25 protein-coding genes and 1 tRNA gene are annotated in these 25,215 nt (G+C 57.0%); 14 read left to right on the top strand and 12 right to left on the bottom strand.

All coding sequences use genetic code 11. The features are described from left to right. The first annotated feature begins 83 nt into the window (after positions 1-83). The 4 genes from ACI0FG_RS04415 (at position 84) to ACI0FG_RS04400 (ending at position 5,203) form a co-directional block, all read left to right on the top strand. Positions 84-1,526 (top strand): M48 family metalloprotease, encoded by a 1,443-nt coding sequence (locus ACI0FG_RS04415; RefSeq protein ID WP_419787350.1) that lies wholly within the window; start codon positions 84-86, stop codon positions 1,524-1,526. A gap of 65 nt (positions 1,527-1,591) precedes the next feature. Then, entirely contained in the window at positions 1,592-2,563 is a 972-nt protein-coding gene (locus ACI0FG_RS04410; protein WP_419787349.1) for a bifunctional riboflavin kinase/FAD synthetase, read from the top strand. Positions 2,564-2,568: 5 nt separating this feature from the next. Continuing rightward, positions 2,569-4,425: a chloride channel protein gene (locus tag ACI0FG_RS04405; protein ID WP_419787348.1), complete on the top strand. Its 1,857-nt coding sequence runs from the start codon at positions 2,569-2,571 to the stop codon at positions 4,423-4,425. Between the two features lie 13 nt (positions 4,426-4,438). Further along, positions 4,439-5,203: a class I SAM-dependent methyltransferase gene (locus tag ACI0FG_RS04400; RefSeq protein WP_419787347.1), complete on the top strand. Its 765-nt coding sequence runs from the start codon at positions 4,439-4,441 to the stop codon at positions 5,201-5,203. Here the strand turns inward: ACI0FG_RS04400 and speB are convergent. From speB to ACI0FG_RS04370, 6 genes are all read right to left on the bottom strand, one after another. After that, positions 5,200-5,994: an agmatinase gene (gene speB / locus ACI0FG_RS04395; protein ID WP_419787346.1), complete on the bottom strand. Its 795-nt coding sequence runs from the start codon at positions 5,992-5,994 to the stop codon at positions 5,200-5,202. The genes ACI0FG_RS04400 and speB overlap by 4 nt on opposite strands. 107 nt (positions 5,995-6,101) lie before the next feature. After that, positions 6,102-7,481, bottom strand: coding sequence for an ATP-dependent protease ATPase subunit HslU (gene hslU, locus ACI0FG_RS04390; RefSeq protein ID WP_419787345.1), 1,380 nt, complete (start codon positions 7,479-7,481; stop codon positions 6,102-6,104). Next, on the bottom strand, positions 7,482-8,021 hold the full coding sequence (gene hslV / locus ACI0FG_RS04385; RefSeq protein WP_419787344.1) for an ATP-dependent protease subunit HslV: 540 nt from the start codon (positions 8,019-8,021) through the stop codon (positions 7,482-7,484). Positions 8,022-8,041: 20 nt separating this feature from the next. Then, positions 8,042-8,602, bottom strand: coding sequence for a macro domain-containing protein (locus ACI0FG_RS04380; RefSeq protein WP_419787343.1), 561 nt, complete (start codon positions 8,600-8,602; stop codon positions 8,042-8,044). 192 nt (positions 8,603-8,794) lie between these two features. Next, entirely contained in the window at positions 8,795-10,909 is a 2,115-nt protein-coding gene (locus ACI0FG_RS04375; protein WP_419787342.1) for an acetate--CoA ligase family protein, read from the bottom strand. Between the two features lie 143 nt (positions 10,910-11,052). Further along, complete coding sequence (locus ACI0FG_RS04370; RefSeq protein WP_419787341.1) at positions 11,053-11,463, bottom strand: gamma-glutamylcyclotransferase family protein; 411 nt, start codon at positions 11,461-11,463, stop codon at positions 11,053-11,055. Between the two features lie 290 nt (positions 11,464-11,753). On the opposite strand from ACI0FG_RS04370, the gene ACI0FG_RS04365 reads away from it, so the two are divergent. Both ACI0FG_RS04365 and ACI0FG_RS04360 read left to right on the top strand, forming a co-directional pair. Further along, the gene (locus ACI0FG_RS04365; protein WP_419788352.1) at positions 11,754-13,751 is read left to right on the top strand and encodes a hydantoinase/oxoprolinase family protein; all 1,998 of its coding nucleotides are present in this window, start codon (positions 11,754-11,756) and stop codon (positions 13,749-13,751) included. 80 nt (positions 13,752-13,831) lie between these two features. After that, a tRNA-Thr gene (locus ACI0FG_RS04360) sits at positions 13,832-13,907 on the top strand. A gap of 145 nt (positions 13,908-14,052) precedes the next feature. On the opposite strand, the gene ACI0FG_RS04355 is transcribed toward ACI0FG_RS04360, so the two are convergent. Both ACI0FG_RS04355 and ACI0FG_RS04350 read right to left on the bottom strand, forming a co-directional pair. Next, a complete protein-coding gene (locus tag ACI0FG_RS04355; protein ID WP_419787340.1) occupies positions 14,053-15,267 on the bottom strand; it encodes a tyrosine-type recombinase/integrase in 1,215 nt (404 codons plus the stop codon). Between the two features lie 154 nt (positions 15,268-15,421). Further along, positions 15,422-15,940: a helix-turn-helix domain-containing protein gene (locus tag ACI0FG_RS04350; RefSeq protein WP_419787339.1), complete on the bottom strand. Its 519-nt coding sequence runs from the start codon at positions 15,938-15,940 to the stop codon at positions 15,422-15,424. Positions 15,941-16,011: 71 nt separating this feature from the next. Between ACI0FG_RS04350 and ACI0FG_RS04345 the strand changes: the two genes are divergently transcribed. From ACI0FG_RS04345 to ACI0FG_RS04325, 5 genes are all read left to right on the top strand, one after another. Beyond that, complete coding sequence (locus ACI0FG_RS04345; protein ID WP_419787338.1) at positions 16,012-16,221, top strand: hypothetical protein; 210 nt, start codon at positions 16,012-16,014, stop codon at positions 16,219-16,221. Between the two features lie 52 nt (positions 16,222-16,273). Further along, entirely contained in the window at positions 16,274-16,777 is a 504-nt protein-coding gene (locus ACI0FG_RS04340; RefSeq protein WP_419787337.1) for a hypothetical protein, read from the top strand. Next, positions 16,774-17,121, top strand: coding sequence for a hypothetical protein (locus tag ACI0FG_RS04335; protein ID WP_419787336.1), 348 nt, complete (start codon positions 16,774-16,776; stop codon positions 17,119-17,121). Before ACI0FG_RS04340 ends, ACI0FG_RS04335 begins: the two co-directional genes overlap by 4 nt. A 38-nt stretch (positions 17,122-17,159) precedes the next feature. Then, positions 17,160-19,856, top strand: a complete 2,697-nt coding sequence (locus ACI0FG_RS04330) for a toprim domain-containing protein (protein WP_419787335.1) — start codon at positions 17,160-17,162, stop codon at positions 19,854-19,856. 935 nt (positions 19,857-20,791) lie between these two features. Next, positions 20,792-20,968: a hypothetical protein gene (locus ACI0FG_RS04325; protein ID WP_419787334.1), complete on the top strand. Its 177-nt coding sequence runs from the start codon at positions 20,792-20,794 to the stop codon at positions 20,966-20,968. A gap of 60 nt (positions 20,969-21,028) precedes the next feature. Here the strand turns inward: ACI0FG_RS04325 and ACI0FG_RS04320 are convergent, their stop codons facing one another. Next, complete coding sequence (locus tag ACI0FG_RS04320) at positions 21,029-21,430, bottom strand: type II toxin-antitoxin system HicB family antitoxin (protein ID WP_419787333.1); 402 nt, start codon at positions 21,428-21,430, stop codon at positions 21,029-21,031. An 80-nt stretch (positions 21,431-21,510) separates the two neighbouring features. Further along, entirely contained in the window at positions 21,511-21,708 is a 198-nt protein-coding gene (locus tag ACI0FG_RS04315; protein WP_419787332.1) for a type II toxin-antitoxin system HicA family toxin, read from the bottom strand. Positions 21,709-21,846: 138 nt separating this feature from the next. Here ACI0FG_RS04315 and ACI0FG_RS04310 point away from each other — a divergent pair, with 138 nt between their 5' ends. From ACI0FG_RS04310 to ACI0FG_RS04300, 3 genes are all read left to right on the top strand, one after another. Continuing rightward, the gene (locus ACI0FG_RS04310) at positions 21,847-22,707 is read left to right on the top strand and encodes a zinc ribbon domain-containing protein (protein WP_419787331.1); all 861 of its coding nucleotides are present in this window, start codon (positions 21,847-21,849) and stop codon (positions 22,705-22,707) included. 10 nt (positions 22,708-22,717) lie between these two features. After that, complete coding sequence (locus tag ACI0FG_RS04305) at positions 22,718-23,359, top strand: BRCT domain-containing protein (RefSeq protein WP_419787330.1); 642 nt, start codon at positions 22,718-22,720, stop codon at positions 23,357-23,359. A gap of 366 nt (positions 23,360-23,725) precedes the next feature. Continuing rightward, positions 23,726-23,929, top strand: coding sequence for a hypothetical protein (locus ACI0FG_RS04300; RefSeq protein WP_419787329.1), 204 nt, complete (start codon positions 23,726-23,728; stop codon positions 23,927-23,929). A 15-nt stretch (positions 23,930-23,944) separates the two neighbouring features. Here the strand turns inward: ACI0FG_RS04300 and ACI0FG_RS04295 are convergent, their stop codons facing one another. Continuing rightward, on the bottom strand, positions 23,945-24,205 hold the full coding sequence (locus ACI0FG_RS04295) for an ogr/Delta-like zinc finger family protein (protein ID WP_419787328.1): 261 nt from the start codon (positions 24,203-24,205) through the stop codon (positions 23,945-23,947). An 18-nt stretch (positions 24,206-24,223) separates the two neighbouring features. Next, positions 24,224-25,210: a phage portal protein gene (locus ACI0FG_RS04290; protein WP_419787327.1), complete on the bottom strand. Its 987-nt coding sequence runs from the start codon at positions 25,208-25,210 to the stop codon at positions 24,224-24,226. Between the last annotated feature and the right edge of the window lie 5 nt (positions 25,211-25,215).

Raw genomic sequence — 25,215 nt, 5'->3', positions numbered from 1 at the left:
GCCTTTTGTGCACGCCTGCGTCGCCGGTTGCCTACACCGGATAAATGATTACAATGAAGGTACCCCGAAAATACGGAGTCCGCATGCGCAAAAGCCTTTTCACCATATTCCCCGCCCTTGTCGCCGCCGTTACCATGGTACTGGCCCCGCTGCAGGTGGCCAAAGCCAGTCTTCTGGGTGCGGAGAAGCTGACCATCCGCGATGAAAATCGGCTGGGAGGCCAGTTTGACCGCATACTGCGCTCGCGCATGTCCATGGTGGGCGATACCTACATCACCTCCTATGTGGACTATGTGGTGCAGCGCATCGTCAAGGCCAAGCGCCCCATGCCATTCAGGGTCAAAAGCGCGGTCATTGCAAACCCCATCCTCAATGCCTTCGCTATCCCTGGCGGATACATCTATATTTTTACAGGACTGCTTCAGTCGGTTGATACAGAAAGCCAATTGGCCGGTATCATTAGCCATGAGCTCGGCCACGTTTCCCAACGCCATGTTGCCAAACGGCTGGAAAAACAAAGTAAAATTGGCCTGCTCACTATGGCCGGAGTGCTCGCCGGAGCATTCATCGGCGTGGCGGGAGGGTCCGGATCGGGCAAAGCGGCCCAGGCTCTGATCGTCGGTTCCCAGGGACTGGGCACCGCCGCCATGCTCGGCTACTCTCAGGACGACGAACGCGAGGCCGACCACGTGGGTATGAATGCCCTGGTCAAAGCTGGTTACAACCCGAACGGGATGCCTCAAACATTTAAAATACTTATGAAAAATCGCTGGTTTGATTCCGGCAACTCGCAAACCCCAAGCTATCTTTCCACTCACCCCGGTCTGTCTGACCGTATTGTCTACCTCCAGGATCGTATTGCACGCATGCCTCCCTCGTTTTCGGAACGGAAGGACGACAACACCATGCTGCGCAAGGTGCAGGTCCTGGTCCGCTCCAAAATGTCCGATGCCGCGGCAGCCAAAGCGTATTGGGAAAACAAACCCAAGGCCGAGTATTCGGCCATGGACTGGATCGGACTCGGCATCGTGGAACTGCGCCTCAAAGACCAGGACCAAGCCAAGGCCGCATTTGACAAGGCGCTGTCCATGGATGGCGAAGACGCGCTGGTCTGCCGAGAAGTCGGCATTTATTATTTCAAGATCGGTAATTATTCCGAGTCGTTCAAATACCTGCAAAAGGCGCTTATCAAGCACCGCGAAGATGCTCTCGGACTGTTTTACCTGGCCCGCATTCAAGGCGAAAGCAAAGACTACGGCCGGGCCATCGCCAATATGGAAAAGGTGCTGAAAATGGTGCCCGAGGACTCCGAGGTGCACTACCACCTCGGGATGTTGATGGGTTCCTCCGGCGACGTGTTCGGCGGCAACCTTCATCTGGCCTACTCGTCGGTCTACTCCGGCGACAACAACAAGGCCGGTTATTACAGGCGATTGGCATCACAAGCAGCCAAGACCGAGGAACAGAAGCAGGCCTTGTCCGAGCTTGACAGAGTGATACAGGTGCACAACCAGCGCCTGGGCTGATCCCAACCTTGTATACCGGGCATTTTTGGCGTAGTTTCCATTTTTTCACCCGTAACACCCCGACCATGATCACCGTCAGAACCATAGATGAAATAAAAGAGGCCGTTGCCGGGTCCTGCGTGACCATCGGCAACTTCGACGGTGTGCACAAGGGACACCAGAAGCTGATCCGGCTGGCCTGCGCCCGCGCAGAAGCCAGAGACCTGACCAGCGTGGTGGTAACCTTTGATCCACATCCGCTTCGTGTCCTGCGTCCAGATACCGGCCTGCCCTTCATTACGCTCACCGAACAAAAGCTGGAACTGATCTCTCAATACGGTCCTCAGGTATGCCTGCTGCTCCATTTCGACATGGAACTGGCCCGGCTCGATCCCGAGACCTTTGTCACCCGCTACCTGGTAGACGGGCTGGGTATGAAGGAGATGATCATCGGCTACGACTATCATCTTGGCAAGGGCCGCTCAGGCAACTTCGAGACCCTGGTCAGCCTTGGAGAGAAATACGGCTTCACCGTGGACCGGCTCGATCCCGTCTCCATTGACGGGGCCGTGGTTTCCTCCACCCGAATCCGGGATCTGGTTCAAGCCGGTTCGGTCTGGCAGGTGCGGCCGCTGCTCGGTCGCTTCTATCAGGTCCAGGGGGAGGTCGTGCACGGCATGAACCGTGGCGGCAGGCTGCTGGGTTTTCCCACCGCCAATATCAAGCTGGTCGACGAACTGTTCCCCAAGCCCGGCGTCTACGCCATCTGGGTGGAGGCCAACGGATCGGAATACAAGGGCGTGGCCAACATCGGCATCAACCCGACCTTCGGCAACGACGCGCTCTCCGTGGAGGCGCACCTGCTCGACTTCAAGGGTGACCTTTACGGCAGCAACATCCGTGTACACTTTGTTCAGCGCATCCGCGACGAACGCAAATTCTCGGGAATCGACGAGCTCAAGGCTCGCATAGCCAAGGATACCGACCTCGGCCGCCAGATTCTTTCCCAACCCGAGGCCGCCATCAAGGTGACCCGGTCGGTCGTCGGAGCGGCCTGAACACCATGCCACCAATCCAACACATCATCGACTATTGGCGAGATTTCGTAAAATCCTACACCACAGTGGCCTCGTTCCGCTGGCTGGTCATTGGCGTTCTGGTCGGATGCCTCTCCGGCCTGGTGGCCGTGGGATTCTTCTACCTTGTTGAAATCGGAAAATTCTTCATCCAACACAATCTGGCCGGAATCATCTCGCCGGAACCGGCAGGTGAAGGACTCTTCGAAGGCCCGGCAGGCCACTTCCGGCCCTGGGTAATCCCCATCTGTACTACCGGCGCAGGCCTGCTCACCGGCTGGCTCGTCAACCGCTTCATCCCGGAGACCATCAACGGCGGCACTGACGGCACAGACGCCACGATCAATTCCTTCCACAACCAGGGCGGCATCATCAAGCCCCGCGTGGCCATCATCAAGGGACTGTGTTCGGTCCTGACCATCGCTTCGGGCGGTTCCGCAGGACGTGAAGGGCCCATCACGCAGATGGGTGCCGGCGTCGGCTCCTGGCTGGCCAAAAAATTCCATTTTTCCGCCAAGGAACGCCGCTTGCTGTTGCTCTCCGGCGCGGCAGGCGGACTGGGCGCCATTTTCCGAGCCCCCCTGGGCGGCGCTCTCACCGCCGTGGAGGTCATCTACCGCGAAGATTTCGAGGCTGAGGCGCTGCTACCCTCGGTCATGAGCTCGGTGGTCTCCTATTCCATCTTCACCTTCTTTTACGGCACGGACCCCATCTTCGGCATCCCCCGCTTTTCCTTCAGCGATGCGCGCGAGCTGATCTTCTACGCCATACTCGCCCTTGTCTGCGCCGCAGTGGGCTGGATGTACGTAAAGACCTTCTACTTCATCAAATACCACATCTTCTTCCCGCTCAGGGAAAAGATCGGCCTGATGTGGGCCATGGGCCTGGGTGGTCTCGCCATGGGCATACTGGGCATCGCCTATCCCTACACGGCCACCGACGGCCTGGTGACCGGCGGCATCCTCTCCGGCGGCTACGGCTGGCTGGAGCTGGCCATCCTGGGGCAGATTCCGGCGCTGGGCATGTGCTACATCATCATCGGCAAGACCCTGGCCACCTCGGTGACCATCGGCTCCGGCATGTCCGGCGGCATGTTCGCCCCGGCCCTGTTTGTCGGCGGCATGTCCGGCGGTCTGGTCGGTACCATCGCCCACAAGTTTTTCCCGAATATCGTGACCCAGCCGGGAGCCTACATCCTGGTCGGCATGGCCGCCTTCTTCGCCGGTGTGGCCAATGCGCCCATCGGACCGCTGATCATGGTCACCGAGCTGACCCAAGGCTACGGCCTGCTGGCACCACTCATGCTCGCATCGGCCCTATGTCTGGTCCTCAGCCGCAACTTCTCGCTCTATGAGCATCAGGTGGAAAACAAGTTCGAATCCCCGGCCCACACCGAAGACTCGACCGTCAACATCCTGGAGCAGATGCACGTTTTGGACTTCTACAAGCCCGGCGAGGTCATCGTGCTGGAGGAATCCACCACCCTGAAGGCGCTCACAGACATCATAGCCAATACAAACCAGCTCTATTTCCCGGTCAAGAACGAGGGCGGCACATATACGGGCATGATCTCCATCAACAACGTGCGCAACTGGATGTTCGAGGAAGGGCTGCACGACCTCCTCGTGGTTGGCGACCTCATGTCCCGGCCCATCTATGTGCGCGAGGACTACGACCTCTACCAGGCCATGCTCCGGTTCGTGAACACGGACTATGGACAGATTCCGGTAGTGGCGCAGACCGATACCAATGAGATCATCGGCCTGATCAACCGCGACGACGTTTTCCAGGCATATGCCGAAGCCATAACTGAAATCCGACAGGGCGACGAAGCCCAGGAATAACGCAGGAGGCGACATGCCCGACCGCACCAAGTCCTCATTCTGGGACCAGAAGGCTGAAACCTTTCCCCGCTACGAACCGGGCGAAGACACCTACGAGGCGGGCATGTTGCGGCGGATTCGCGAGGCCGGTGTGGACTTTCGGGGCCGGACGGTTCTCGATGTCGGCAGCGGCAGTGGCATGTATACCCTGCGCATCGCGCGCGACGCCTCCCGCGTCACGGCCGTGGACATCTCCGCCCGGATGCTGGAAATCCTGAAGGAAGACGCCGAAAACCTCGGCATCCACAATATCGACTACGTCCACTCGACCTGGGACGACTTTCAGGACAACGGTCCCTACGACATCGTCTTTTGCTCCATGACCCCGGCCATAGAAAGCGAGGAATCCCGGCATAAGTTGCTCGGCATGTCCGGCGGCTGGACCGTATTCATGGGATTTGCCGGGATCATGCACTCCGACATGCTCGCAGGTGTCTTCGAGAAGTACGGCGCCACCCCGCGCATCTTCAACAACGGCCCGGAAATGCGCGACTGGCTAGATGCGCAGGGTGTGGAATATCAGGACATCCTGGTGGACGGCCAGTGGGTGGAAGAGCGCGGCAAGGAAGAGACCATCAAGGCCTGCACCTCCATGCTCATCCCGTATGAGGTCGAGGTGGAGCGCGAGTTCCTCGAAGAACACATCGAGGCATTCCGAAAAGGACCGGACGTCTATGTGGAGCGGACCGACTACAAGATCGAACTGCTCATCTGGCGCGCCGGTCCCAAGCCCGCCTAGCCGTTCTCCAGCATCATCCCAGCTATTTCCCGCACCAGCTTGGCCCCGACCATTGCGGTGACGCCGTTGAAGTCCCGCGTCGGGTTCAGCTCCACCACGTCCGCACCCACGATCGGCACATCCAGCGCCTGAATCACGTCGATAACCTCTCGCACCGACATGCCGCCCGGCTCATGGTGGGACACGCCGGGAGCAAAGGCCGGGTCCAGCACGTCCAGGTCCAGGGTAATGTAGACCGGGGTATCGAAAGCCAACCGGGGCCAGTTCTGCCGATCCCGCATCTCCAGCCATTCGATGCCGAACCGCTGCCGCTGTTCCCGCTGATGCCCGGAGGCCGTGCGGATGCCCACCGAAACCAGCCGGGAGCAAAGCTCCTCCTCCATTATCCGGGAAAAGGGGCAGGCGTGGGAAAAGCGGTTCCCTTCAAAGTCGTCATAGCAATCCGGGTGGGCATCAAAATGAAGGATGGCGAAATCCCCCACAGCCCGACGCATACCGCGCACCAGCGGCCACGTTACCGAATGATCGCCGCCGAGAAAAATCGGGAGACGGCCCGACCGGGCCGCAGCCTCCGCCGCATCCGCAATAACGTCGAGTGCGTCCTCCCCGCTTCCGGGATCAATGTCTCCCCTGTTTTCCAACACCTCCGCCAGATCGTGGCCGTTCTCGGTCCAGAGGTTGGCTGAGTCGCACCAGACCGCTTCGGCAAGCGCGGCCGGGCCTTGCGCCGAGCCGCGCAGGTAGGACGAATTTTCATCAAGAGGTATGCCGATCAGGTTGATTTGTTGCACGGTTCGATCCTCCAGAACGGATCAGGCAGATGGCTAAAAGAAAAAGCTCAAGCCCACGATGAGATCGGAGCTTGAGCTTTCATATCAGTATGCCGGTGCGCTGCCGCTTACAGAATGTAGCGGGACAGATCGCGGTCCTCGACCACGTCCTGCAACTTCTCTCGCACGTATTCGCGATCCACGGCCACGGTCTGGCCCGACTTGTCCGGGGCTTCGTAGGAGAGATCCGCCAGAATCTTTTCCATGATGGTGTAGAGTCGGCGCGCTCCGATGTTCTCGGTATCCTCGTTGATCTTTTCCGCATAGGCCGAAATCTCTTCCAGGGCCTCCTTGGTAAAGTCCACGGTAACGCCTTCGGTCGCAAGTAACGCCTTGTACTGCACGGTCAGGGCATTCTTGGGTTCGGTGAGAATCCGGTAGAAGTCCTCCTTGTGCAAGGAGGAAAGCTCCTCGCGCAAGGGGAACCGTCCCTGCAATTCAGGGATGAGGTCCGAAGGCTTGGAGAGGTGGAAAGCACCGGCGGCGATGAACAGGATATGGTCGGTCTTGACCATGCCGTACTTGGTATTGACCACACTGCCTTCCACCACGGGAAGCAGGTCTCGCTGCACGCCCTCGCGGGAGACATCCGCCCCGCTGGAAGAATCCTGGCGGGAGGCGATCTTGTCCATCTCGTCGATAAACAGGATGCCCTGCTGTTCCACACGCTCGCGGGCCAGTTCGTTGACCATATCCGGGTCAATGAGCTTGTCGGCTTCCTCGTCGATGAGCGCCTGATAGGCGTCCTTAACCGTCATCTTCCGCGACTTCTTGCGGCCGGGGAACATGTTGGAAAAGGCGCTTTGCAGGTTGGAACCCATCTCCTCCATACCGGGGATGGCCATGATCTCCACCTGGGCGCCGGACTGCACGGTCACTTCCAGCTCCACCTCGCGCTCGTCCAGGTCTCCTGCACGGAACATCTTACGGAACTTTTCACGCGTGGAATTTTCCGCCTCGGAGGCGGGCTTCTGCTCCACCTCGCCGCTGGAGGAACCCATGAAGAATCCGGCCTGCGCAGGTTTGGAATTGGCAGACGGCAGCAGCAGATCAAGGAGGCGCTCCTCGGCGTTTTTCTCGGCCTTGATGCGCACCTTCTCCGCCTCTTCCTTGTGGACCATGCTCACACCGATCTCCATGAGGTCACGGATCATGGATTCCACATCGCGCCCCACATAGCCCACTTCCGTGAACTTGGTGGCCTCGACCTTGAAGAACGGGCAGTTGGCCAGCCTGGCAAGCCGCCGGGCTATCTCAGTCTTGCCCACGCCGGTGGGGCCCATGAGGATGATGTTCTTGGGCGCGATTTCGTCGCGCAGTTCGGGTTCTATCTGCTGACGGCGCCAACGGTTGCGCATGGCGATGGCCACCATGCGTTTGGCCGCCTCCTGACCGATGATGTAGCGATCCAGTTCGGATACGATTTCTCGTGGGGTGAGGTTGCTCATTTATTTATCCTGAGTTTCCAAAATGATGTTGTTGTTCGTGTAGACGCAGATATCCGCTGCGATTTCCATGGCCTTGCGGGCGATCTCTCCTGCGGACAGGTCGGTATTCTGCTGCAGGGCGCGGGCAGCGGCCAGGGCGTAGGTCCCGCCGGAGCCGATGGCCGCCACGCCGTCGTCCGGCTCTATGACGTCGCCGGTGCCGGAGATGATGAGGATATGCTCGCCGTCTGCGGCCAGCAACATGGCTTCCAGCTTGCGCAGATACTTGTCCGTGCGCCAATCCTTAGCCAGCTCCACGGCCGCGCGGAGCAGATTGCCGGAGTAGGCCTCCAGCTTGGCCTCGAACCGCTCGCACAGGGTAAAGGCATCCGCCGTGGCCCCGGCAAATCCCACGGAGACCCTATCCTTGTAAATGCGACGAACCTTGCGCGCCGTGTGTTTCATGGCCACGGCCTGGCCCAAGGTCACCTGGCCGTCTCCGGCCACGGCGGTCCCGTTTTCGTCCTTGACCGCGATGATGGTCGTTCCCCTGATTTCCATATGGGTTTCTCCTTGCTTGATTACAAAAGTTTGTTTGCCGCTGCGGACCAGACGTCCCAGGCATTTTTGCCATGCAGGACCATCCCGGCCTCTTTCACAAAGCCGTCCTCCAGTCCTTGGCGGAGAGCTTCCAGCGCCACGCGCGCGGCCTGCGCCACGGGATAGCCGTAGACACCGCAGGAAATGGCCGGGAAAGCGACGGTATGCAGCCCATGCTCATGGGCCAGCTTCAGGCTGTTCAGATAGGCATTGCGCAACAGTTCCGGTTCGCGGCTGGTGCCGCCGTGCCAGACCGGACCAACGGTATGAATGATGAATCGCGCGGGCAGGTTGAATCCCGGCGTGATGACGGCCTCGCCCGCGGGGAGCGAGCCGATTTCGGCGATGGTGGCCGCACAGGCGCGTTGCAGTTCCTGGAGCCCTGCGGCGTGGTGAATGGCTCCGTCCACGCCCCCGCCCCCGGCCAGCCGGGAGTTGGCGGCGTTGACGATGGCGTCCGCCTCAAAAGTGGTGAGGTCTCCCTCATGGAGAAAGAGTTGGCCGGAGCCGGCGCGTGCGCGAAACATGACAGGAGGATACATAAGACAGCCTCGCCGAAAGGCAAGGGGGCACCGCCCCATTTCCACCTCCCGGATATCCGCTCCGGCTTTTGCCAAACAGGAATAAGTGGAGAGCAAGACGCAAGAAAAGCACTCAACCGAAGAGTGCACCCTACTCGCGAAAGTCTGTGCTTGCAGCAGCTATAACGCGGATCGCCGCTTTTCTACAGTCTGTCAGTCGTTGACGATTTGCAGGGCCATCCTCACGTCGGCGATGAGCACGCTTTCATGATTGACCAGCACGGGATTAAACGTGGCCTCCCAGACCTCGGGCAGGTCCATGGCCAACTGGGACACGGTGACAATGACCGACTCCAGGGCCGTAAGGTTGGCTGCGGGTTCGCCCTGCAATCCCTTGAGCAACATGTAGGACTTGATTTCGCGCACGATCTCGAAAGCGTCACGCATGGAGAGGGGACCCAGCTTAAAGGCGATGTCTCTCAATATCTCGGAATGGATGCCGCCCAGCCCGAACATGAGCATGGGGCCGAACTGCGCATCCCGCCGAAAGCCGATGACGACCTCGCTGGTTCCCTCGGGAGCCATTTTCTGGACCAGACATCCCACAATGTAGGCATCCGGCCGCTCACGCTGGCTGCGGGCCGTCATACGCCGAAAGGCTGCGGCCACGGATTCCCCATCCTGCAGATTGAGCGCCACGCCGCCCACATCAGATTTGTGCGGGATGTCGGGCGAATAAATTTTGAGCACAACGGGGTAACCGATATCCGCCGCCACGGCTACGGCCTCTTCGCTGGAACGAACGAGCTTGGTTTTGGGCGTGGAAAGACCGTAGGCGTTCAGTATCTCCCGGGCTTCATAGCCCACAATCTCCGGCTCATGGTGGCGCAGGTGGAGATCGAGAATCTTACGGGCGCGGTCCATATCCCGCTCCACCTCGGCATAGATGGGATTCGGCCGATTCTTCCACAGGAAGAAATCATACATGGCCTCGATGGATTTTACGGCCGGTTCCGGAAAGGCGTAGCACGGAATTCCGGCCTGCATCAGGCGCTCGCTGGCGGCTCGCACGCGGGTGCGTCCCATGAAGCAGGCAAAGACCGGCTTGCCGCAGCGTTCGGCCGTATGAATGACGGCCTCGGCCACTTCCTCGGGCTCGATACCGGCTGTCGGCGTCAGCAGAACCAGGAGGGAATGGACCATGGGATCATCGGCCACCACGTCCAGGGTCTGCCGGTAACGTTGCGCATCCGCGTCCCCAACGATGTCCACCGGGTTGTAGAACGCGGCGTAGCTAGGCAAAAATTCCTGTAACCGCTGTACGGTCCGGGACGAAAGCTCGGCCATGGCAAGATGCGAACGGTCCGTGGCATCGGCAGTGAGAATACCCGGTCCGCCGGAGTTGGTAACCACCGCCAGATTCGGTCCCTTGGGCAACGGCTGGCAGGAGAAGGCCCGCGCCAGATTGAAGAGCGAGGCCAAACCATCCACCCGAATGACACCGGCCTGATGAAAAGCGGCGGTATACGCCTGATCCACTCCCACAATGGCCCCGGTATGGGCCGACGCGGCCTTGGCACCAGCCGTCGTGGTACCGGACTTGATCATGATTACCGGCTTGCTCAGGCTGGCCGCACGCGCCTGGGCCAGAAACGCCTCGCCATCCTGCACATTCTCGATATAGCCGAGGATGACCTTGGTTTCCGGGTCCTCATTGAGATACCGGAGCATGTCCGTTTCATCCAGTCCGGCCTCGTTGCCCAAGGAAATAAATTTGGAAAAACCGACGTTGGCGGCAAGGGCCCAGTCCAGAACGGCCACGCACAGGGCGCCGGACTGGGAGAAAAAGGCGATGGAGCCCTTGGCGGGCCTTCCTGCGGCAAAGGAGGCGTTGATCCCCGCCGATGTGTTTATCATGCCAAGGCAATTGGGTCCGAGCAGCGCCATGCCCGACTGCTCGCAAAGTTCGGCTATCTCGATCTCCAGCCGATACCCTTCGCGCCCGGCCTCCTTGAAGCCGGAGGTGACCACTATGGCCGATTTGCAGCCGATAGTAAGAAGCTGGCGCAACACGTCCGGCACGCCTTCCCGCGGCACCGCGACCACGGCAAGGTCAAGGCTGTGCGGCAGCTCCGCCACGGAAGGGATAACCGGCAGCCCCTCTATGGTGCCGCCCTTGGGATTAACGGGGAAAAGCCTGCCCCGGTACCCGGCCTCGCGCATATTGGCGAGAACGGTGTGGCCAACCTTGCCCGGGGTGGCGGAGGCACCGACCACGGCCACGGTCTCGGGATGAAAAAAAGCGTGTAGTTTGTCCTTGTCGGTCAAAACGAGCGGCTCCTGCGGGGCAGAGGTTCACGGGCGTGGGGGAATCTACCCCGAAAGACCGACGGGGACAAGGAAATCCGGGCCATGGTTTCCGCCCGGAAAAACAGGAATGAATGACGCACTTGCCACTTGAGTCCGGCAGGTCAGTCCGAAGAGAATACCCCGGCCTGCAACTCCTTGCCGGGATCAAACTCTCCGCTGGGGATAAGCCGCCCCTCTCGGGTGGGATAAAAATAGATCCAGGCCTCCTGCTCCCCCTTGGACGTCTTAACCATCACCTGCTCGCGGTGGCAAAGGCTGGGGTGTCCCTCCAGGGCGTCCAGGCGGCGGAGATCCTCCGCGCTGACCTGAAACAGCTCTCCCCGAATGGGGGAAACAGCTTCGCTGGGGTACACTCCGGGGAACATGTCCACATACAGAGCATACCGCTCGACAGTGCTGGCAGGGCCGAGGTAGCGGGCACCGGCCAACAGCCGATGATTCGGGAAGCCACGTTTCATGGTCCCATAGACGAATATTGTATGTTGCCGGTTCCGGGTCGACCGTTGTCCCACGTTGTCTCCACGGGTTGACGTTTTCGCACACTACGCCCACAGCCTTGAACAATATTGTCTACGGCCATGGGCTGCATCCACAACGATCCGCCCGGTTACAACCTAAAAAACACCTGTATAATCAGGATATTGACACCATCAGGCTGCACGGATCGATCTTCCCGGCTGTCCTCATCCGATTCCCATCTTTCAAAGAGCGGGCCAACGCCGATTTACCCCTCTGCCGGGGAGTTGGCAAAGGACACGCCTTTGCGCTACCTTTTCGCCTTACCAATCTGTCAGGAGGCATGATGATCACCATCGGCGTGGACACGGGCGGCACCTTCACCGACTTCATATACAGAACCGCGGACGGGACCGTCGGCACCTACAAGACGCTCTCGACTCCGCACAATCCATCCGAAGCCGTGCTGAAGGGACTTGCCCACATTACAGGCCTGATTCCGGACACCAAGCCGGACGAGGTGTTCATCATCCACGGCTCCACCGTGGCAACCAACGCCATCCTGGAGCGAAAGGGCGTACCCACCGCCCTTGTGACCAACGAGGGGTTCACCGACGTCATCGAGATAGGCCGCCAAAACCGGACCAGGCTCTACGATCTTTCCTATGCGCGGGACCCGCACATCGTACCGCCCACCCTGCGCTTCGCCGTGCCCGGACGAGTGGACAGCGACGGCGCTGAAGTCGAACCGCTCGATATGAACGCCGCACGCCTGGTGGCCGAAGCCGTCCGCGCATCGGGCGCCAAGTCCGTGGCCGTATGTCTGCTCTTCTCCTTTTTGCGCCCCGACCATGAGCGTCTGCTGGGCGACGCCCTGCGCGCCACAGGTCTGCCCGTATCCCTGTCACACGAAATTCTGGCCGAATTCCGGGAGTTCGAGCGCACCTCCACCACTGTGGTCAATGCCTATGTCTCGCCCATCATGACCCGCTACCTGACGGACCTGCTAGCGGCCACCAAGGGCAGCATGCTCTCGATCATGCAGTCCAACGGTGGCTCCATTTCCGCCGAGACGGCCATGCGCGAATCGGTGCGGACCATCCTTTCCGGCCCGGCCGGAGGCGCGGTCGGCGGCCTGGAGATCGGCCAGCGGGCGGGATTCGACAAATTCATCGGATTCGATATGGGCGGCACCAGTTCGGATGTCTGCCTCATGGACGGGCAACTGCCCATGACCACGCAGTCGGCCATTGCCGGATACCCGGTAAAAGTGCCCATGATCGACATCCACACCGTGGGGGCTGGCGGTGGCTCCATCGCCCGGCGCGATGCGGGCGGCTCCCTAACCGTGGGGCCGGAGAGCGCAGGCGCCGCGCCGGGCCCGATATGCTATGGCCGGGGCGGTACAGGCGTCACCGTAACGGACGCCAATCTCTATCTGGGCCGCATCGTGCCCGACCATTTTCTGGGCGGCGGCATGGAGCTGGACGAAAGCAGGACGCGGCAAGCCGTTGAAGCCATGGCTGCCGAACTCGGCCTGCCGCCCGTGGAACTGGCCGAAGGCATCCTTGCCGTGGCCAATGCCAATATGGAACGGGCCATCCGGGTCATCTCCGTGGAAAAGGGATATGACCCGCGCGAATTCACCCTGCTCTCCTTTGGAGGCGCGGGCGGTATGCACTGCGCGGAGCTGGCCCGCCTGCTCGGCATGAAGCGGGTATTTGTGCCCGCCAATCCAGGCCTGCTCTCGGCTGTGGGCATGATCCTGGCCGACGTGGCCAAAGACGCATCCCAGACCGTCATGGTCGATGCGGCCACGGCCGACACTGCGGAATTGGAAAAACTGTTCACGGCGATGGAACAAAACGGGCTTGCGGAACTTCGGGCCGAAGGTGTCGAACCGCAAAACACCATCTTCGAGCGCGCCCTGGACATGCGCTACAAGGGCCAGTCCTTCGAACTCACGGTCCCTTGGGGCGGCGACATGACAGAGGCCTTCGAGAGGCTGCACGAACACCATTACGGCCACCGCAATCCCGGCACCCCGGTCGAGTTGGTCAATCTCCGCCTGCGCAGCCGGGGCCGCCAACACAAACCGGACTTCCCGTCCCAACAGCCGGGAGGCCCGACTCCGCCTGCGGCCGCCACCCTCGGCACCCGCCAAGCCGTCTTCAACAACATTCAGGCCACGGCAAAAATCCTGGACCGCGCCCAGCTCCTCCCCGGCAATACCTTCGCCGGCCCGGCCATCGTCACGGAATACAGCTCCACCATCGTCATCCCTCCAAACGTCACCGCCACAGTCCTCCCCGGCTCCGGCCTGCAACTCACCCTGGAGCACTAACCAAGCCCCCTATCCGCTCCAACCCCTCTCTTTTAGCTTGACCAACCATCGTCTCTAAGATAAATATCTTTTCCCGTTTCGCCAGGATAGCTCAGTTGGTAGAGCAACTGATTCGTAATCAGTAGGTCGTCAGTTCAATTCTGATTCCTGGCTCCAGCGAGAATCAAGGGCTGACAAGGGTTTTCCACCTTTGTCAGCCCTTTTCTGTACCTACGAAAACTACCGAAAATAGGGGCAGAGGGACCCCAACTGGGGTCCCTCGACCGATAGTCGGGGTCCCTATCGGGTCCCTCTGGGGTCCCTATTTTTTGTCGGAAAAGAGATCAACCGGCCCACCGAATCCGACCAGGTTCACGGCTTTCTGCAAGTGGGCGTCAGTCATATGGGCGTAGGTGTCGGATGTGGTCCTGAACTCTGAATGCCCGAGGAGTTCCTGCAGAGCTTTTATGTTTCCGCCCTTGTCGAGAAATTCAACAGCGAAAGTGTGGCGCAAATCGTGGGGCCGAAGGTGGCCGAGTCCTGCCGCGCGCATGGCCTCTTTGATCTTGTGGGAATAGGTATCGGGATGATCCCACCTGTTGAAAATCCGGCCCTTGCCCTTCGACATGGACCGCAGCACGACCTTGAAGGTTGCGCTCATCGGATAGGTTTTGCAGAGGTGCCGCTTCTCTTTGGCGATGAAGTATTTGTCCTCATCCCATAGAATGTCATCCCAGGTCAGCCGGAAGACTTCCGACCGGCGACGACCAGTGGCAAGACAGGCGGCGGCGAAGCGGCGGACGTCAACATCCTTGATGCTGTTCAGAAATTCGGCGGCCTTGCCCGGCTGCAGGTATTCAACCCGCTTGCCCTTCGGCAGTTCCTTTGCCCCCCTGAACGGGTTGGCTTTCAGGTAGCCCCACTCGACCGGCTTGTTGAACACCGCTTTCGCGTGACGGATGTAGTTGTTGATCGTGGAATTTTTCAGGGGCTTCCGCTTTTCGCCGTCCTTCTTCCGCTCCCTCTTGAGGCGCTTCAGCTCATCCATGGTTTTCATGGTCAGCCTATCAAGGCGCTGGCTTTCTCCCTCAATTTCTATGACCTTCTTCAACGCCAGCATGTTGGCTTTGAAGGTTTTGGTCGGCTGGGTTTCTTCGGCCCACGGTTCGTATTCCTTCTTGAACTCGCCCAGGGTCATGCCGCACTCGCCCAGGAGGTGGTCAAGCTTCCCGGTCATGTAGGCGTCTTTGATCCGTCCAAGCGCCTGGCAGGCTTTGGAGTAGTTGGACGTTCCCAACGACAGGCGGCGCTTATCCACTTTGTAATAGTAGCTGGCCTTTCCGCTGACCTTGAAGGGCTTTCTACTGATAGCCATGGCATCCACCAATGGCCCCGCCTTTTTCAAGAGAGCGAGGACTTCGATTTCAAAGGCGTTGGCAGGGGCATCCAGAGAGCGTTCAAGGACAACCCAATCCAGACGCTTCCCTGCAGGACGCTGCTCGGCTACGACATGCCCATCCCGGATCCACTTCAACATGGTATCCCGATGACAGTTCGCAGCCTTACACGCCGCACCCATTTTCAACCAACGATCCAAGGATCAATCCTCTGCTTTTGTTGCGAGGATCGATCGTTACCACGCGGTAACACTTTACGTCAAACAGATCGAACCGGTCGGGGAAATACTTAGATTATTCAGTATGTGAGAGAGCTTCGGCTCTGCTTAAAACGGCTTCAGGAGAAACGCCGATAGCCCTACAGATCCGCAAAAAATCGCTGACTTTCATAGCTTCTCTACCCTTCATCATGACCTGGATATCAGGCAAATCCAAGGATTCGAGAGTGCGGGCCACGTCTTGAATATCTTTGCCTACAGCCTTGGCAACAATGACCAAGGTATCGGCTATAGCTTTATCCAATTCCGTAGGGGCTCTGTCTGGAGAAGGAGGGGGCAGGGAGTCGTCGTCGATAGCGAACACATCCCGCAAAGGGATACGGAGCCGGTCAAGGTAATGAACCATATCCCGAAAGGGGGTCTTGTCCCCTCCGCGCCTATCAGCAAGCCAACGGCTAACGGTCGGTCGTTTCACGCCAAGCAACTGTGATATTGCCGACTGCGACATTCCTTCCGCAAGCTTCTGGTGAATCTTGCCCATAATCAATTCCCAGGCACGCTCATTGATTCGATAACTATCCATGGTCGCGTTCATAGCTCCTCCCGCGATACCGCTACGTAATTTGCGCTTGACTTTTCTTGTTACCACGCGGTAACGCTTCAAACATGACAAACGCACTCGAACAGTACCGGGAAAAACATGGGCTTACTTACGAAGCTCTGGGCAAGCTGGTCGGCTACGACCGTCCAGTGGTCTGGAGACATTGCAAGGCAAAAGCAATTCCTGCCTCTGCCGCTCCAACCTACAACGCAAAATTAAAGATCCCCATGAAGGATCTTCTACCCGATTTGTACGAGGGCGTGACCAAGTCCTAGCATAAGGGGGAATCCCCACAATCAAAGTATTTCCTGACGGAGGGGAACTACAATGGAACAGGATTTTTTCGAAACAAAAAGCCTTGCAGGAATGGATCCAGCAGACGCCTTCAAGCAGGCGTTTGCGCTTTCCGGACTCACAGAAAAACAGCTCATGGAAAAGATGGGCTGGAAGCAGGACAAAACCCGCCGCGTATTCTCTGCCGGGCGGTATTTCCCTTCATTCGATGAACTCCCCAAGTTCTGCATAGTCGTCGGCAATAACATCATCATTCAATGGATACAGATGAACGTGCTGCAGGGGGATCGCCCCATCGCCTACACGTCCATCAACTGCCAAAATCTCTTTGCCCGGATTGGCGAGCTCTTTGCCGAAGTAGGTGATGTCGGACAACGGGGGCAGGAGGTTGTCGCGGACGGCGAAATCGACCTGAAGGAAACCCGGCAACTGAAAAAAGAGGTTGGCGAAGTCGTCACCAAGGGAATCGAAATGATGGCCGATCTTGGCGCGTTGGAGCGCGAATTGGTCGCGGAACAAAGAAAGGAGGAAGCATGACCAAGCGTGAAGCTACCCGCACGGCCAGGTGCCAGCAGCTGGCTGAGTTCCTTCAAGAGGCCATAACCAAAGGGCGTTCGGATCTCGCTTTGGTCGAGATATTGCCAAAATTCTCGGGAGAAGCCGCCTTTACCCGCCTGTCCGGCCTTCACGTCTTTGTGGATGGTCAGTACGTCACCGCCCCACACCCAGGTCCAGGGGGGCACCATCCTCGCACTATCAGGCTTGATTCCATGGCGAAACGATATGTCGAAAGGATCCTTGGCCGCGAGGCCTATCTCGACATGATTCCTGACGGTGCGCCTCTTGGCGACTCCATTTTTTCCTCAGCGATAGAGAGGTAGGGCATGAGCGGGAACGTAAGGACTGAAGGGGTTACAGAGTGAACAACGCCCGTCACGATATCGGAGCCGAGGAAGTAGTACGCGCCCTCTTGAACGACGCCAGCTTCGGCTTTGAAAGAAAGGGAGACTACCTCCGCAAGGGCCGCTGCCCCAGCTGCGGAAAGCGAGAATTGTTCGTCAGTACGGACAAACCCTGGAATGTGAAATGCAGCCGCGAAAACAATTGCGGTTGGGAATCGACAACAAGGGAACTGCTGCCGGAGCTATTCGAGGAGTTCTCGGAACGCTACGCCGCTACAGAGCAGGAGCCGGACAAAACGGCATCAGCCTATATGCAGATGAACCGAGGCTTCGACTACTCTATCATAAAGGGGTGGTTCACGCAGGGAATGTACCCCCTGCCCGGTAGCAATCGCTATCTCAATACGGTTCGCTTTTCTCTCACCCCGGACGACTCCGTTACCTGGGAACGATTCATAGATAAGCGACCATCGGACGGACGAAAAGCCAATTTCAAAGGGAAGAACAAAGGACTGGCCTGGACTCCTCCGAAATTCTCCCTGGAGAAAGGCGAGAAATGTTTTCTGGTTGAGGGGATCTTCCATGCCATTGCCCTTGCTCATATCAAGATAAAAGCAGCAGCCTGTATGAGCAGCGTGAACTTCCCTTCCCAGCTGGTGGAGGAAAACAAGGGAAATGAAATAATATGGGTCCTCGCTCTCGATGGAGACGAAGCTGGGAGGAAATGGACGCGAAAACACGCCAAGACGCTGAAGGATATGGGCGAGAAGGTGGAGGTCCTGACCCTGCCGGACAATGGCATGGATTGGGACGATTACTTCCGGGCCAATAAGCTGACCAGCAGCTTCATTAGTGAACGCCTTTACCACGGCAAGCTCTTCATGGCCGAAAACGTCCATGAGAAGGCGTATCACATGTACCTGCGAAAGCAGTACGGCACCTTTACCCTGGACTTCGCCAACGCGCTTTACTCCATTGAGGTGGACCGCGCCAAGCTTGAAGTCGAACTGAACCCCAGCAAGAAGGACGACAACGAAGGAGAACCGAACCCAATCCGCCTTGATTCCAGCGAAGGCTGGAATATCTTCATGCGCAACCATGAAGTGGATCCGCTTTCCAACACCCTCCCCCGCTTCCTCTATATGGAAATCGACGAAATCATGGGAGAGCAATTCTACGTTTTCCAAATCCACTACGCCAACGGCAGTCCCTCGGACATCATCCGCATGGAAGGCACCAACCTCGCGTCACCGGAGGCCTTCCATAAAACCCTGCTCAACAAGACCAGAGGCGGCACTTTCGACGGTGATTTCAAGCAGCTTAAAATCTTGCGCGACAGGTGGCTGGGCAAACGTATGAAAATGGTGTCGTCCATCCCCTTCGTGGGATATGACGACAACACCAAGGCCTATGTCTTCCAGGACCATGCTTTTTATAAGGGGCGTGAACTAAAGCTTAATCGAGACGGCTATTTTCAGGTCGGACAAAACGGAATCAAATCCAGTCTGCTGGGAACGCACATAACCACCGACGGAGAGTTTTCTCCCGACTGGTTGGACAAATACATTACGGCCTTCCACTTCCAGGGAATGGTCCTGCTGGCCTTCTGGCTTGGCAGCCTGTTTGCCCAGCAAATCCGGGAAATGCACAAGTCCTATCCCTTCCTGGAATACACCGGCGAACCGGGCGCTGGAAAATCAACCTCACTTGAATTCCTCTGGGCCTGTTGTGGCCGGGACGACCATGAAGGCTTCGACATCATGAAGGCCACGGTTGCCGGTCGCCGCCGCGCAATGAACCAGGTTTCCAATATGCCGGTCGTCATCATTGAGTCCGACCGGGACGACGGGAACAAGGACGCCAAGGCCAAGCAGTTCGACTTCGACCTGTGCAAGCCGTTTTTCAACGGTCGAGGTACCGGAACCCTGGGCATATCCAAACGCGGTAACGACGTGGAGGAAAGCCCGTTCAGGGCCGCACTCATCATCAGCCAGAACGCCGAGGTCGACGGCTCCGAAGCGCTCCTGCAGCGTATCGTCCACGTCCATGTAGACAAACGCCACCACAAGCCAGGCTCCCGCGAGATAGCCCGATGGTTCGAGCGGCAGAACAGCAGCACCGTAGGAGGATTCCTGCGCAAAGCCCTGCAGAACGAACGGCAGATCCTCACGGTCTATGAGGAGGCCTTCCACAAATATGAGGCGGAGTTCGGCAAAAGCGACAAGATCCGCAACGAACGCATCGTCAAAAACCACGCCCAGGTCGCCGCCATGGGCGCGGCTCTGTCCGTTCTCTTCCCGGCATGGAGCGAAGACAGGCAAGCCAAACTGGCCGAGTACATCCTTGGGCGCGCAGAGGCCAGGGAGCAACGCTTGGCAGCGGATCACCCGATAATCGAACAGTTCTGGGAGACATACCAGTACATCAATAATTCCAGGACAGACGAAACGGATGAATTCCTGAACCATTCCAACAAAGAAGAGCAAATCGCCGTGAACCTGAATCAATACCGGGAAGCGTGCCTGAAACTTGGGCAGGAACTGCCGGACATGGCCCAACTGAAGAAGCTCCTCAAGAATGGCAAACGGCACAAACTCATAGACACCGGGAAAAACGTGTCCAGTCGGTGGATGAAAGTGAAAGGAGAGCCGTCGCCGGATGGCAAGAATAGGATGAAGCCGAAGATTCTAAACTGCTGGATATTTAAAAGGTAGAAGCTCTACTCATAGGGGCACATCCTCGCGTTCAAAGACGCCGGGCCTCCTTTTCCTTAATTGGCAATGGATATGCCCCGATCAGGGCAATATCTTCTCTATTCAAATTTTAGCCCCAATCACCATTCCCCTGGCCCCTGCCGCTGTCCCGGATCCTCCGTTCCTCCGGGCCAGCGGCTTTTCTTTGTTGATGGTCACGTCCTAACTCTTCGCGCGCACATGCGCAGGCGCGCGATACGCGCGAGGGGAAAATCAACAAACGTGAGGGGGGGTCGGAAAAGTCTAATTTTTCTAATTCTGTTTCTTAAACATGACTAACATCTCGTGTATCAAGGACTTTTTCCATATCTTTAATTATAATTATTTCATAATAAAGTAATAATATTATTAGGGTTGAATGATTAGATTTGTTCAAAAGTCAACCTACTGGAATTACAGCATATTATTTTTTTGATTATCACTTTTTAGAGAAATATTACATTTTGCTTCCTGTTGTGAAAACCAAGTATCATGCGGGTTAACGGCTGATTGATTGGTTTTGATTACAAATATTAGACTTTTCCGAAGCCCTCCCCCTCGTTGGGAGAAAGGATGCGGACCGTGGAAGCAGGCGACTACCTCTTGATAGAAGGAATTTCGGTAAAGATTAGAAGGTGTAGCGACCGTTTTGTTTACCTGGAGACAGGCGGACGACTTACCAGGGAACACGCCAAGCAGTATAAATGCAGTTCGGAACACATGCGTTCCATCGTCATCAAGTCGCGGCGCGTAGGGAAAAGCTTTAAATCCTGCCAGATAGGATTGCCACAGAACAATACTAGTAATTAGGTATCCAATTCGCATTCGGCGGGTTCCGATATGTTTGCGTCCATTCTTTTGACGCAATCCCCATGCATCAATGATTTACAACAGTTAGTTGTTACTGGAGAAAGAACATGACCAATCGGAATCAAAAAAAAGAAGATGCCTTGAACAAAATTTCTAGAGTAGCTGCGACGCTGTTCTATATTGCTGCAAACGAAGAAAATACCGATATCGGGGCGATACTCCACCTTTTGGGAACCAATCTTGAAGAATGCGTCTGGGTGCTGGAACCTCCGTCGAACCAGTAGCCCAAGAAAGCCCCGGCAGAGGTTCTCTGCCGGGGCTTTCTCTTTTCTGGTTACTTCGTCTTAACACGTACCGGAGGCCACACGTCGGGCGGCCATAGCCAGGAATTCCGATCTGTCCATATTGTTTTTTGCTGCAGCCTGGTCGATTATTTCCAGATCAACTTCCGTAAAACTGACGTTCTTACGAATCCGCGTCACCTTCTCCGGGATGACCACAAGGGTGACAGAATGGAAGTCTTCGCGCTCTGCCACCTCGTTATGGATCTCGGCAAAGCTTCGAGGGGCCGGGATGTCGTCCCCTTCCTCTTTGCTGGCGTCCAGCCAAACAAAAAGCGCGTCCTTCAGCATTGCGTCCAGCACTTCCAGGCTTTCCGCCTGGGTGAAGCATCCTTCCAGGTCCGGGAACTCGGCATAGAATCCGCCGCCTTCCTCATTAAATATGGCCGCATAGTAGGTTGCCATGGTGTTTCTCTCCTTGATTCGTTTCGTGCCTGCAAGGGCAGCACCGGGGTATATCAATGTCTGGGATGAGGCCGGGGGGCCTAGCCCCCCTTCCTCAGTTTGACCCCTGACACTCTTTCAATGTTTCTCAGGGTTCCGGTTTTGATTTCGCCTTTGGGGATGGTCACTTTCTTGAGGCTGTCCGGGTGCTTCATCATGGTGTGCGCCCCCTTTCCCCTCTTTTTCAGTTTGATCCATCCGGCCTTCACCAATTCCTTTATTACCTCCCTGTCGTTCATGTGTATAAGATACACACGACGAATAGTCAGGTCAACATTTTATGTGTATTTTATACACATAAAATCATTTTCGCCAAGGTAACAAAAAATATGATAGGCGGCCTCCTATAACCATATAACAAGAGGAGGATAAGCCCCATGGCCATGGCCCCCTGCCCTGAATGCAAAAAAAAGATTTCTACCAACGCCCAAGCCTGCCCCCACTGCGGCAATCCGGTTACCGAAGACGTCCACGCGCAGTGGAAAGCAGATGCTACCGCTAAACAGGCAGGCTGCGGCCTGCTCATTGTTGTACTCATCGCCTTCGGCCTCTACGGATGGATGCAGGATAGTATGACCGGGCCAAGAGGTGACGTTAAAGACGTCATCATGGAAAAACTCGCCGCGAATCATCCACATATTAAGTCTTGGGCCGGTGAGAACCTCTATGAAGGGACCGCCGTCCTTATCAATGATCAGGTCGGTTTCTGGGTTAAGGACGGTACCGTCTACGCTACAAATGGCCTCGCTCGCCAATGGGCACCGCTCGCAGCATATTCCCCGCCGTCTGTAAGCCAGTTCGCCATTGAGGAGGCAATCAAAGGTGACGGACCGAAAATGCCACCGAACCTGGGGATCAACTATATCGCATTTTATCAGGATGTTGCCGCGAAAGTGCCACAGGCACAAATTACAAAGGATTCCTACCTCAGCTATAAATTTGACCATAGGGTCCATGTGGAAGTGAAGGAAGCCGGTGGTCAGCTGACATACGCATATATCGGCTTTTACACCCACAAAGGACAAAACAAGCTCCCGCTGAATATTGTCCATGCGGCAATCATGGTTCTTCATCCGGATCTGACTGCCAAGCAGGCAGGCGAGATGCTCAACCAATTGATAAAAGCCGGGCTCAAGGATCCGGGCTCAACCTATACGAATACCTTCGACGGCGTGTGTTGGGATTTTTCCTATGGGGAAAAGAAGGATATGAATTTTACGTTCAGGCCTGAAAAGTAAGGATACAGGTATGTCAAAATTTTATGACCAAAATGGACAACCCGTCCGCAACATTCACGCTGCGCGTGTTTCGACAAGGACGGTAGATGAACTTATAGGCCTATCCAAAGGAATCATCGCAGATGGAACCGTGAGTGAAGCGGAAGCTCTGTTCTTGGTTCAATGGCTGCAAGAAAATTACGACATGGCTTCGGATGATTTCGTTGTCCAAACGCTAGGCAAGCGAGTTTCCGCCATGCTGGAGGACGGTGTTATCGACGCCGAGGAACGCAAGGAGCTGTTTGAAATCCTCAGTGCCGCAACAGGCTCCACAACAGGAAGTACCGCAGCCAGTACAGCCTTACCTCTGGACTCGCCCAAACCTGCGGTAAAATTCTATGAGCGTTCGTTTGTTCTGACAGGAAAGTTTGCTTCGGGCACCAGAACCTTTTGCCAGGATATCATCACCGACTTGGGGGGAGTCCCTCAAAAGAGCGTTACTCTCTCGACCAACTATGTTGTCATAGGGGAATTGGGAAGCAGGGACTGGAAGCATTCATCGCATGGAACCAAGATCATGAAGGCCGTCGAGTACCGGGAACGCCCAGATACAAAGATTTCTCTCATATCAGAGGAATACTGGGCAGAGTGCATTCGAATGTGCCTGAAGTGATGGGCTTGACACACCCCCACCCGGCATGGCTTACTGACTTTGGTGCTGAAAACACCATCTAGGCGGAAGCCACGCCCGTAAGAAGTGGTTTTTTTGCGCCCGACTGAGGGGGCAATCGGTATGTACTTCATGCCGGGTGGGGACTGAATACAATACCCTTCGGGGAAATACGTCCGCAGCCCCTAGAGCTGTTTTCACCACCCGGCATTTCGCTTTTGAGATGCCGACTGAAAACAATTCTAGGAGGTGCCTCATGGCACAAGCAACAACCCTTTTCTCTGTTAAGGCCGTCCTCAGCGATGCCGCCTTTGCGAAGTCCCAAACGTCATTGGCCGTTGCCAGCACGCTGAAAACAAGGGAGGCAGCATGACTCCCGCAGAAGCACGGCACCGGCTGTATCTCATTGCATACGCCCTGGAAGAACTCAGCCGCGTAACCGAGAACTCCACCGAAGCCGCGCTTTCCAACACCTTGGGCATTCTCTCAATAACAATGGACGAGGCAGTGGGCGTGGTCCACACATATATCCCCAACCCACCGGGCCACACGGATAAAGACGCAAGACCGTAAAACAAAAGCCCCGGTTCAAACCGGGGCTTTCTCGTTTCCGAACAGGGAGGCCTGTTCCATTGGGGCCGTGTCGCGTATCTTCTCGCGCAACCCTTCGGAAAGGGAGAGCGCCGAGGGACTGAGGGTGTGGGAGAACTCCACGTTCATGACAAAGGTGTGTCCGCACTCCGGGTTCGAGCAGGTGCAATAGGCTTGTTTGAACTGCGTATCCATGGAGTTGGAACTGGTGATGCGAGCCACTTGCTTACAGATTGGGCAGTAAACGCGAAAAGCCATTGTAGTTTCCCCCTCGATTCATGACAGTGGCCTGTTTCTATTTTCCGGGTCAAATTCTATGCGGACTTGCGGCAACAGCACGGCGTTGACGGCCTCGGCCAGGAGGTCCTGGACCGGCTTGATTTCGTTCTCCTGATACACCTCGTTCGCCTTCGTGATGTCGCCGAAGCCGCCGGTGTTCTGCGGGATGAGGCAGGCCAGCGCGGGCTGGATCCGGTGGGCCGCGATGATGTCGTCGCGCGACAGGTTCTTGATCTTCTCCAGGTCGTCCTTTGTCGAGAAGTCGCCCACCGGCTTGATCTGGACGGCGTCCTTGTCGCCATTGGGAATATGCACGAACATGGAACGGAAGTTGCCCAGCCCCTTGGAGCCTTCAATCGCTTCCCGGATGGCCTTCTTTGACTTGTCGTCCAGCTCGCCACCTGCATAAAAAACATACCCCATATGAGCGCCGTTTTTGTAATACTTGCGGCGAAAAAGCGTGGCATCCTCATTGAGCAGCATGGATTGCAGCGCGCCGAGGTAGCCGGGCAGGCCGTAAATTTCCTGGCTCACGTCATAGTTTTTGATGTGGAGGATCTCGCCGGGCTGGAAGGGAACCAGCTCGCCATGAATCTGCAACATGCAGTATTGGTCGGGGTCCTTCATCCGGCGCATATTGATGGCCGGGAGGTGCTTTAGCTGAATGACCTCCCCGAGGTAATTCCGAATCTTCTGAAAATAGGCGTTGGCGAACACGTTGAAGTCCGTAGCCGCCGCGTGCATGGCCGGGCGCGCCACCGCCCTGGATGCCTGGAACTTTCGCATGACCTGGTTGGTTTTGAATTCGATGGCCGGGCCGTGGTAGGCATTGGCCCGGAGTAGCCGGGCCAGGCCCTTCAGGGGAACGGGCGTGTCATAGTAGCGTCCGTTGTCTATAAGCCATGTACCGAGATAGTCATAAATGACACCGTCAAGAATCGGTTCGGGATCACCGAAAGACAACATCATAACTTCGTCGCTCATGGTCG

This window comes from Pseudodesulfovibrio sp. 7M6 (assembly GCF_050058625.1).
Taxonomy (GTDB): Bacteria; Desulfobacterota; Desulfovibrionia; order Desulfovibrionales; family Desulfovibrionaceae; genus Pseudodesulfovibrio; species Pseudodesulfovibrio salinus.
The sequence above is the reverse complement of the archived record's forward strand: the minus strand, read 5'-3'. Positions and strand labels throughout refer to the sequence as shown.

Coding starts and splice junctions, on each gene's coding strand:
- ACI0FG_RS04365 (WP_419788352.1), top strand. CDS start 11,754: ATGATCACCATCGGCGTGGACACGGGCGGCACCTTCACCGACTTCATA.
- ACI0FG_RS04345 (WP_419787338.1), top strand. CDS start 16,012: ATGACAAACGCACTCGAACAGTACCGGGAAAAACATGGGCTTACTTAC.
- ACI0FG_RS04380 (WP_419787343.1), bottom strand. CDS start 8,602: ATGTATCCTCCTGTCATGTTTCGCGCACGCGCCGGCTCCGGCCAACTC.
- ACI0FG_RS04305 (WP_419787330.1), top strand. CDS start 22,718: ATGTCAAAATTTTATGACCAAAATGGACAACCCGTCCGCAACATTCAC.
- ACI0FG_RS04350 (WP_419787339.1), bottom strand. CDS start 15,940: ATGAACGCGACCATGGATAGTTATCGAATCAATGAGCGTGCCTGGGAA.
- hslV (WP_419787344.1), bottom strand. CDS start 8,021: ATGGAAATCAGGGGAACGACCATCATCGCGGTCAAGGACGAAAACGGG.
- ACI0FG_RS04320 (WP_419787333.1), bottom strand. CDS start 21,430: ATGGCAACCTACTATGCGGCCATATTTAATGAGGAAGGCGGCGGATTC.
- ACI0FG_RS04405 (WP_419787348.1), top strand. CDS start 2,569: ATGCCACCAATCCAACACATCATCGACTATTGGCGAGATTTCGTAAAA.
- ACI0FG_RS04325 (WP_419787334.1), top strand. CDS start 20,792: ATGACCAATCGGAATCAAAAAAAAGAAGATGCCTTGAACAAAATTTCT.
- ACI0FG_RS04410 (WP_419787349.1), top strand. CDS start 1,592: ATGATCACCGTCAGAACCATAGATGAAATAAAAGAGGCCGTTGCCGGG.
- ACI0FG_RS04340 (WP_419787337.1), top strand. CDS start 16,274: ATGGAACAGGATTTTTTCGAAACAAAAAGCCTTGCAGGAATGGATCCA.
- ACI0FG_RS04355 (WP_419787340.1), bottom strand. CDS start 15,267: ATGTTGAAGTGGATCCGGGATGGGCATGTCGTAGCCGAGCAGCGTCCT.
- ACI0FG_RS04310 (WP_419787331.1), top strand. CDS start 21,847: ATGGCCATGGCCCCCTGCCCTGAATGCAAAAAAAAGATTTCTACCAAC.
- ACI0FG_RS04335 (WP_419787336.1), top strand. CDS start 16,774: ATGACCAAGCGTGAAGCTACCCGCACGGCCAGGTGCCAGCAGCTGGCT.
- ACI0FG_RS04300 (WP_419787329.1), top strand. CDS start 23,726: ATGACTCCCGCAGAAGCACGGCACCGGCTGTATCTCATTGCATACGCC.
- ACI0FG_RS04315 (WP_419787332.1), bottom strand. CDS start 21,708: ATGAACGACAGGGAGGTAATAAAGGAATTGGTGAAGGCCGGATGGATC.
- ACI0FG_RS04415 (WP_419787350.1), top strand. CDS start 84: ATGCGCAAAAGCCTTTTCACCATATTCCCCGCCCTTGTCGCCGCCGTT.
- hslU (WP_419787345.1), bottom strand. CDS start 7,481: ATGAGCAACCTCACCCCACGAGAAATCGTATCCGAACTGGATCGCTAC.
- ACI0FG_RS04295 (WP_419787328.1), bottom strand. CDS start 24,205: ATGGCTTTTCGCGTTTACTGCCCAATCTGTAAGCAAGTGGCTCGCATC.
- ACI0FG_RS04290 (WP_419787327.1), bottom strand. CDS start 25,210: ATGAGCGACGAAGTTATGATGTTGTCTTTCGGTGATCCCGAACCGATT.
- ACI0FG_RS04400 (WP_419787347.1), top strand. CDS start 4,439: ATGCCCGACCGCACCAAGTCCTCATTCTGGGACCAGAAGGCTGAAACC.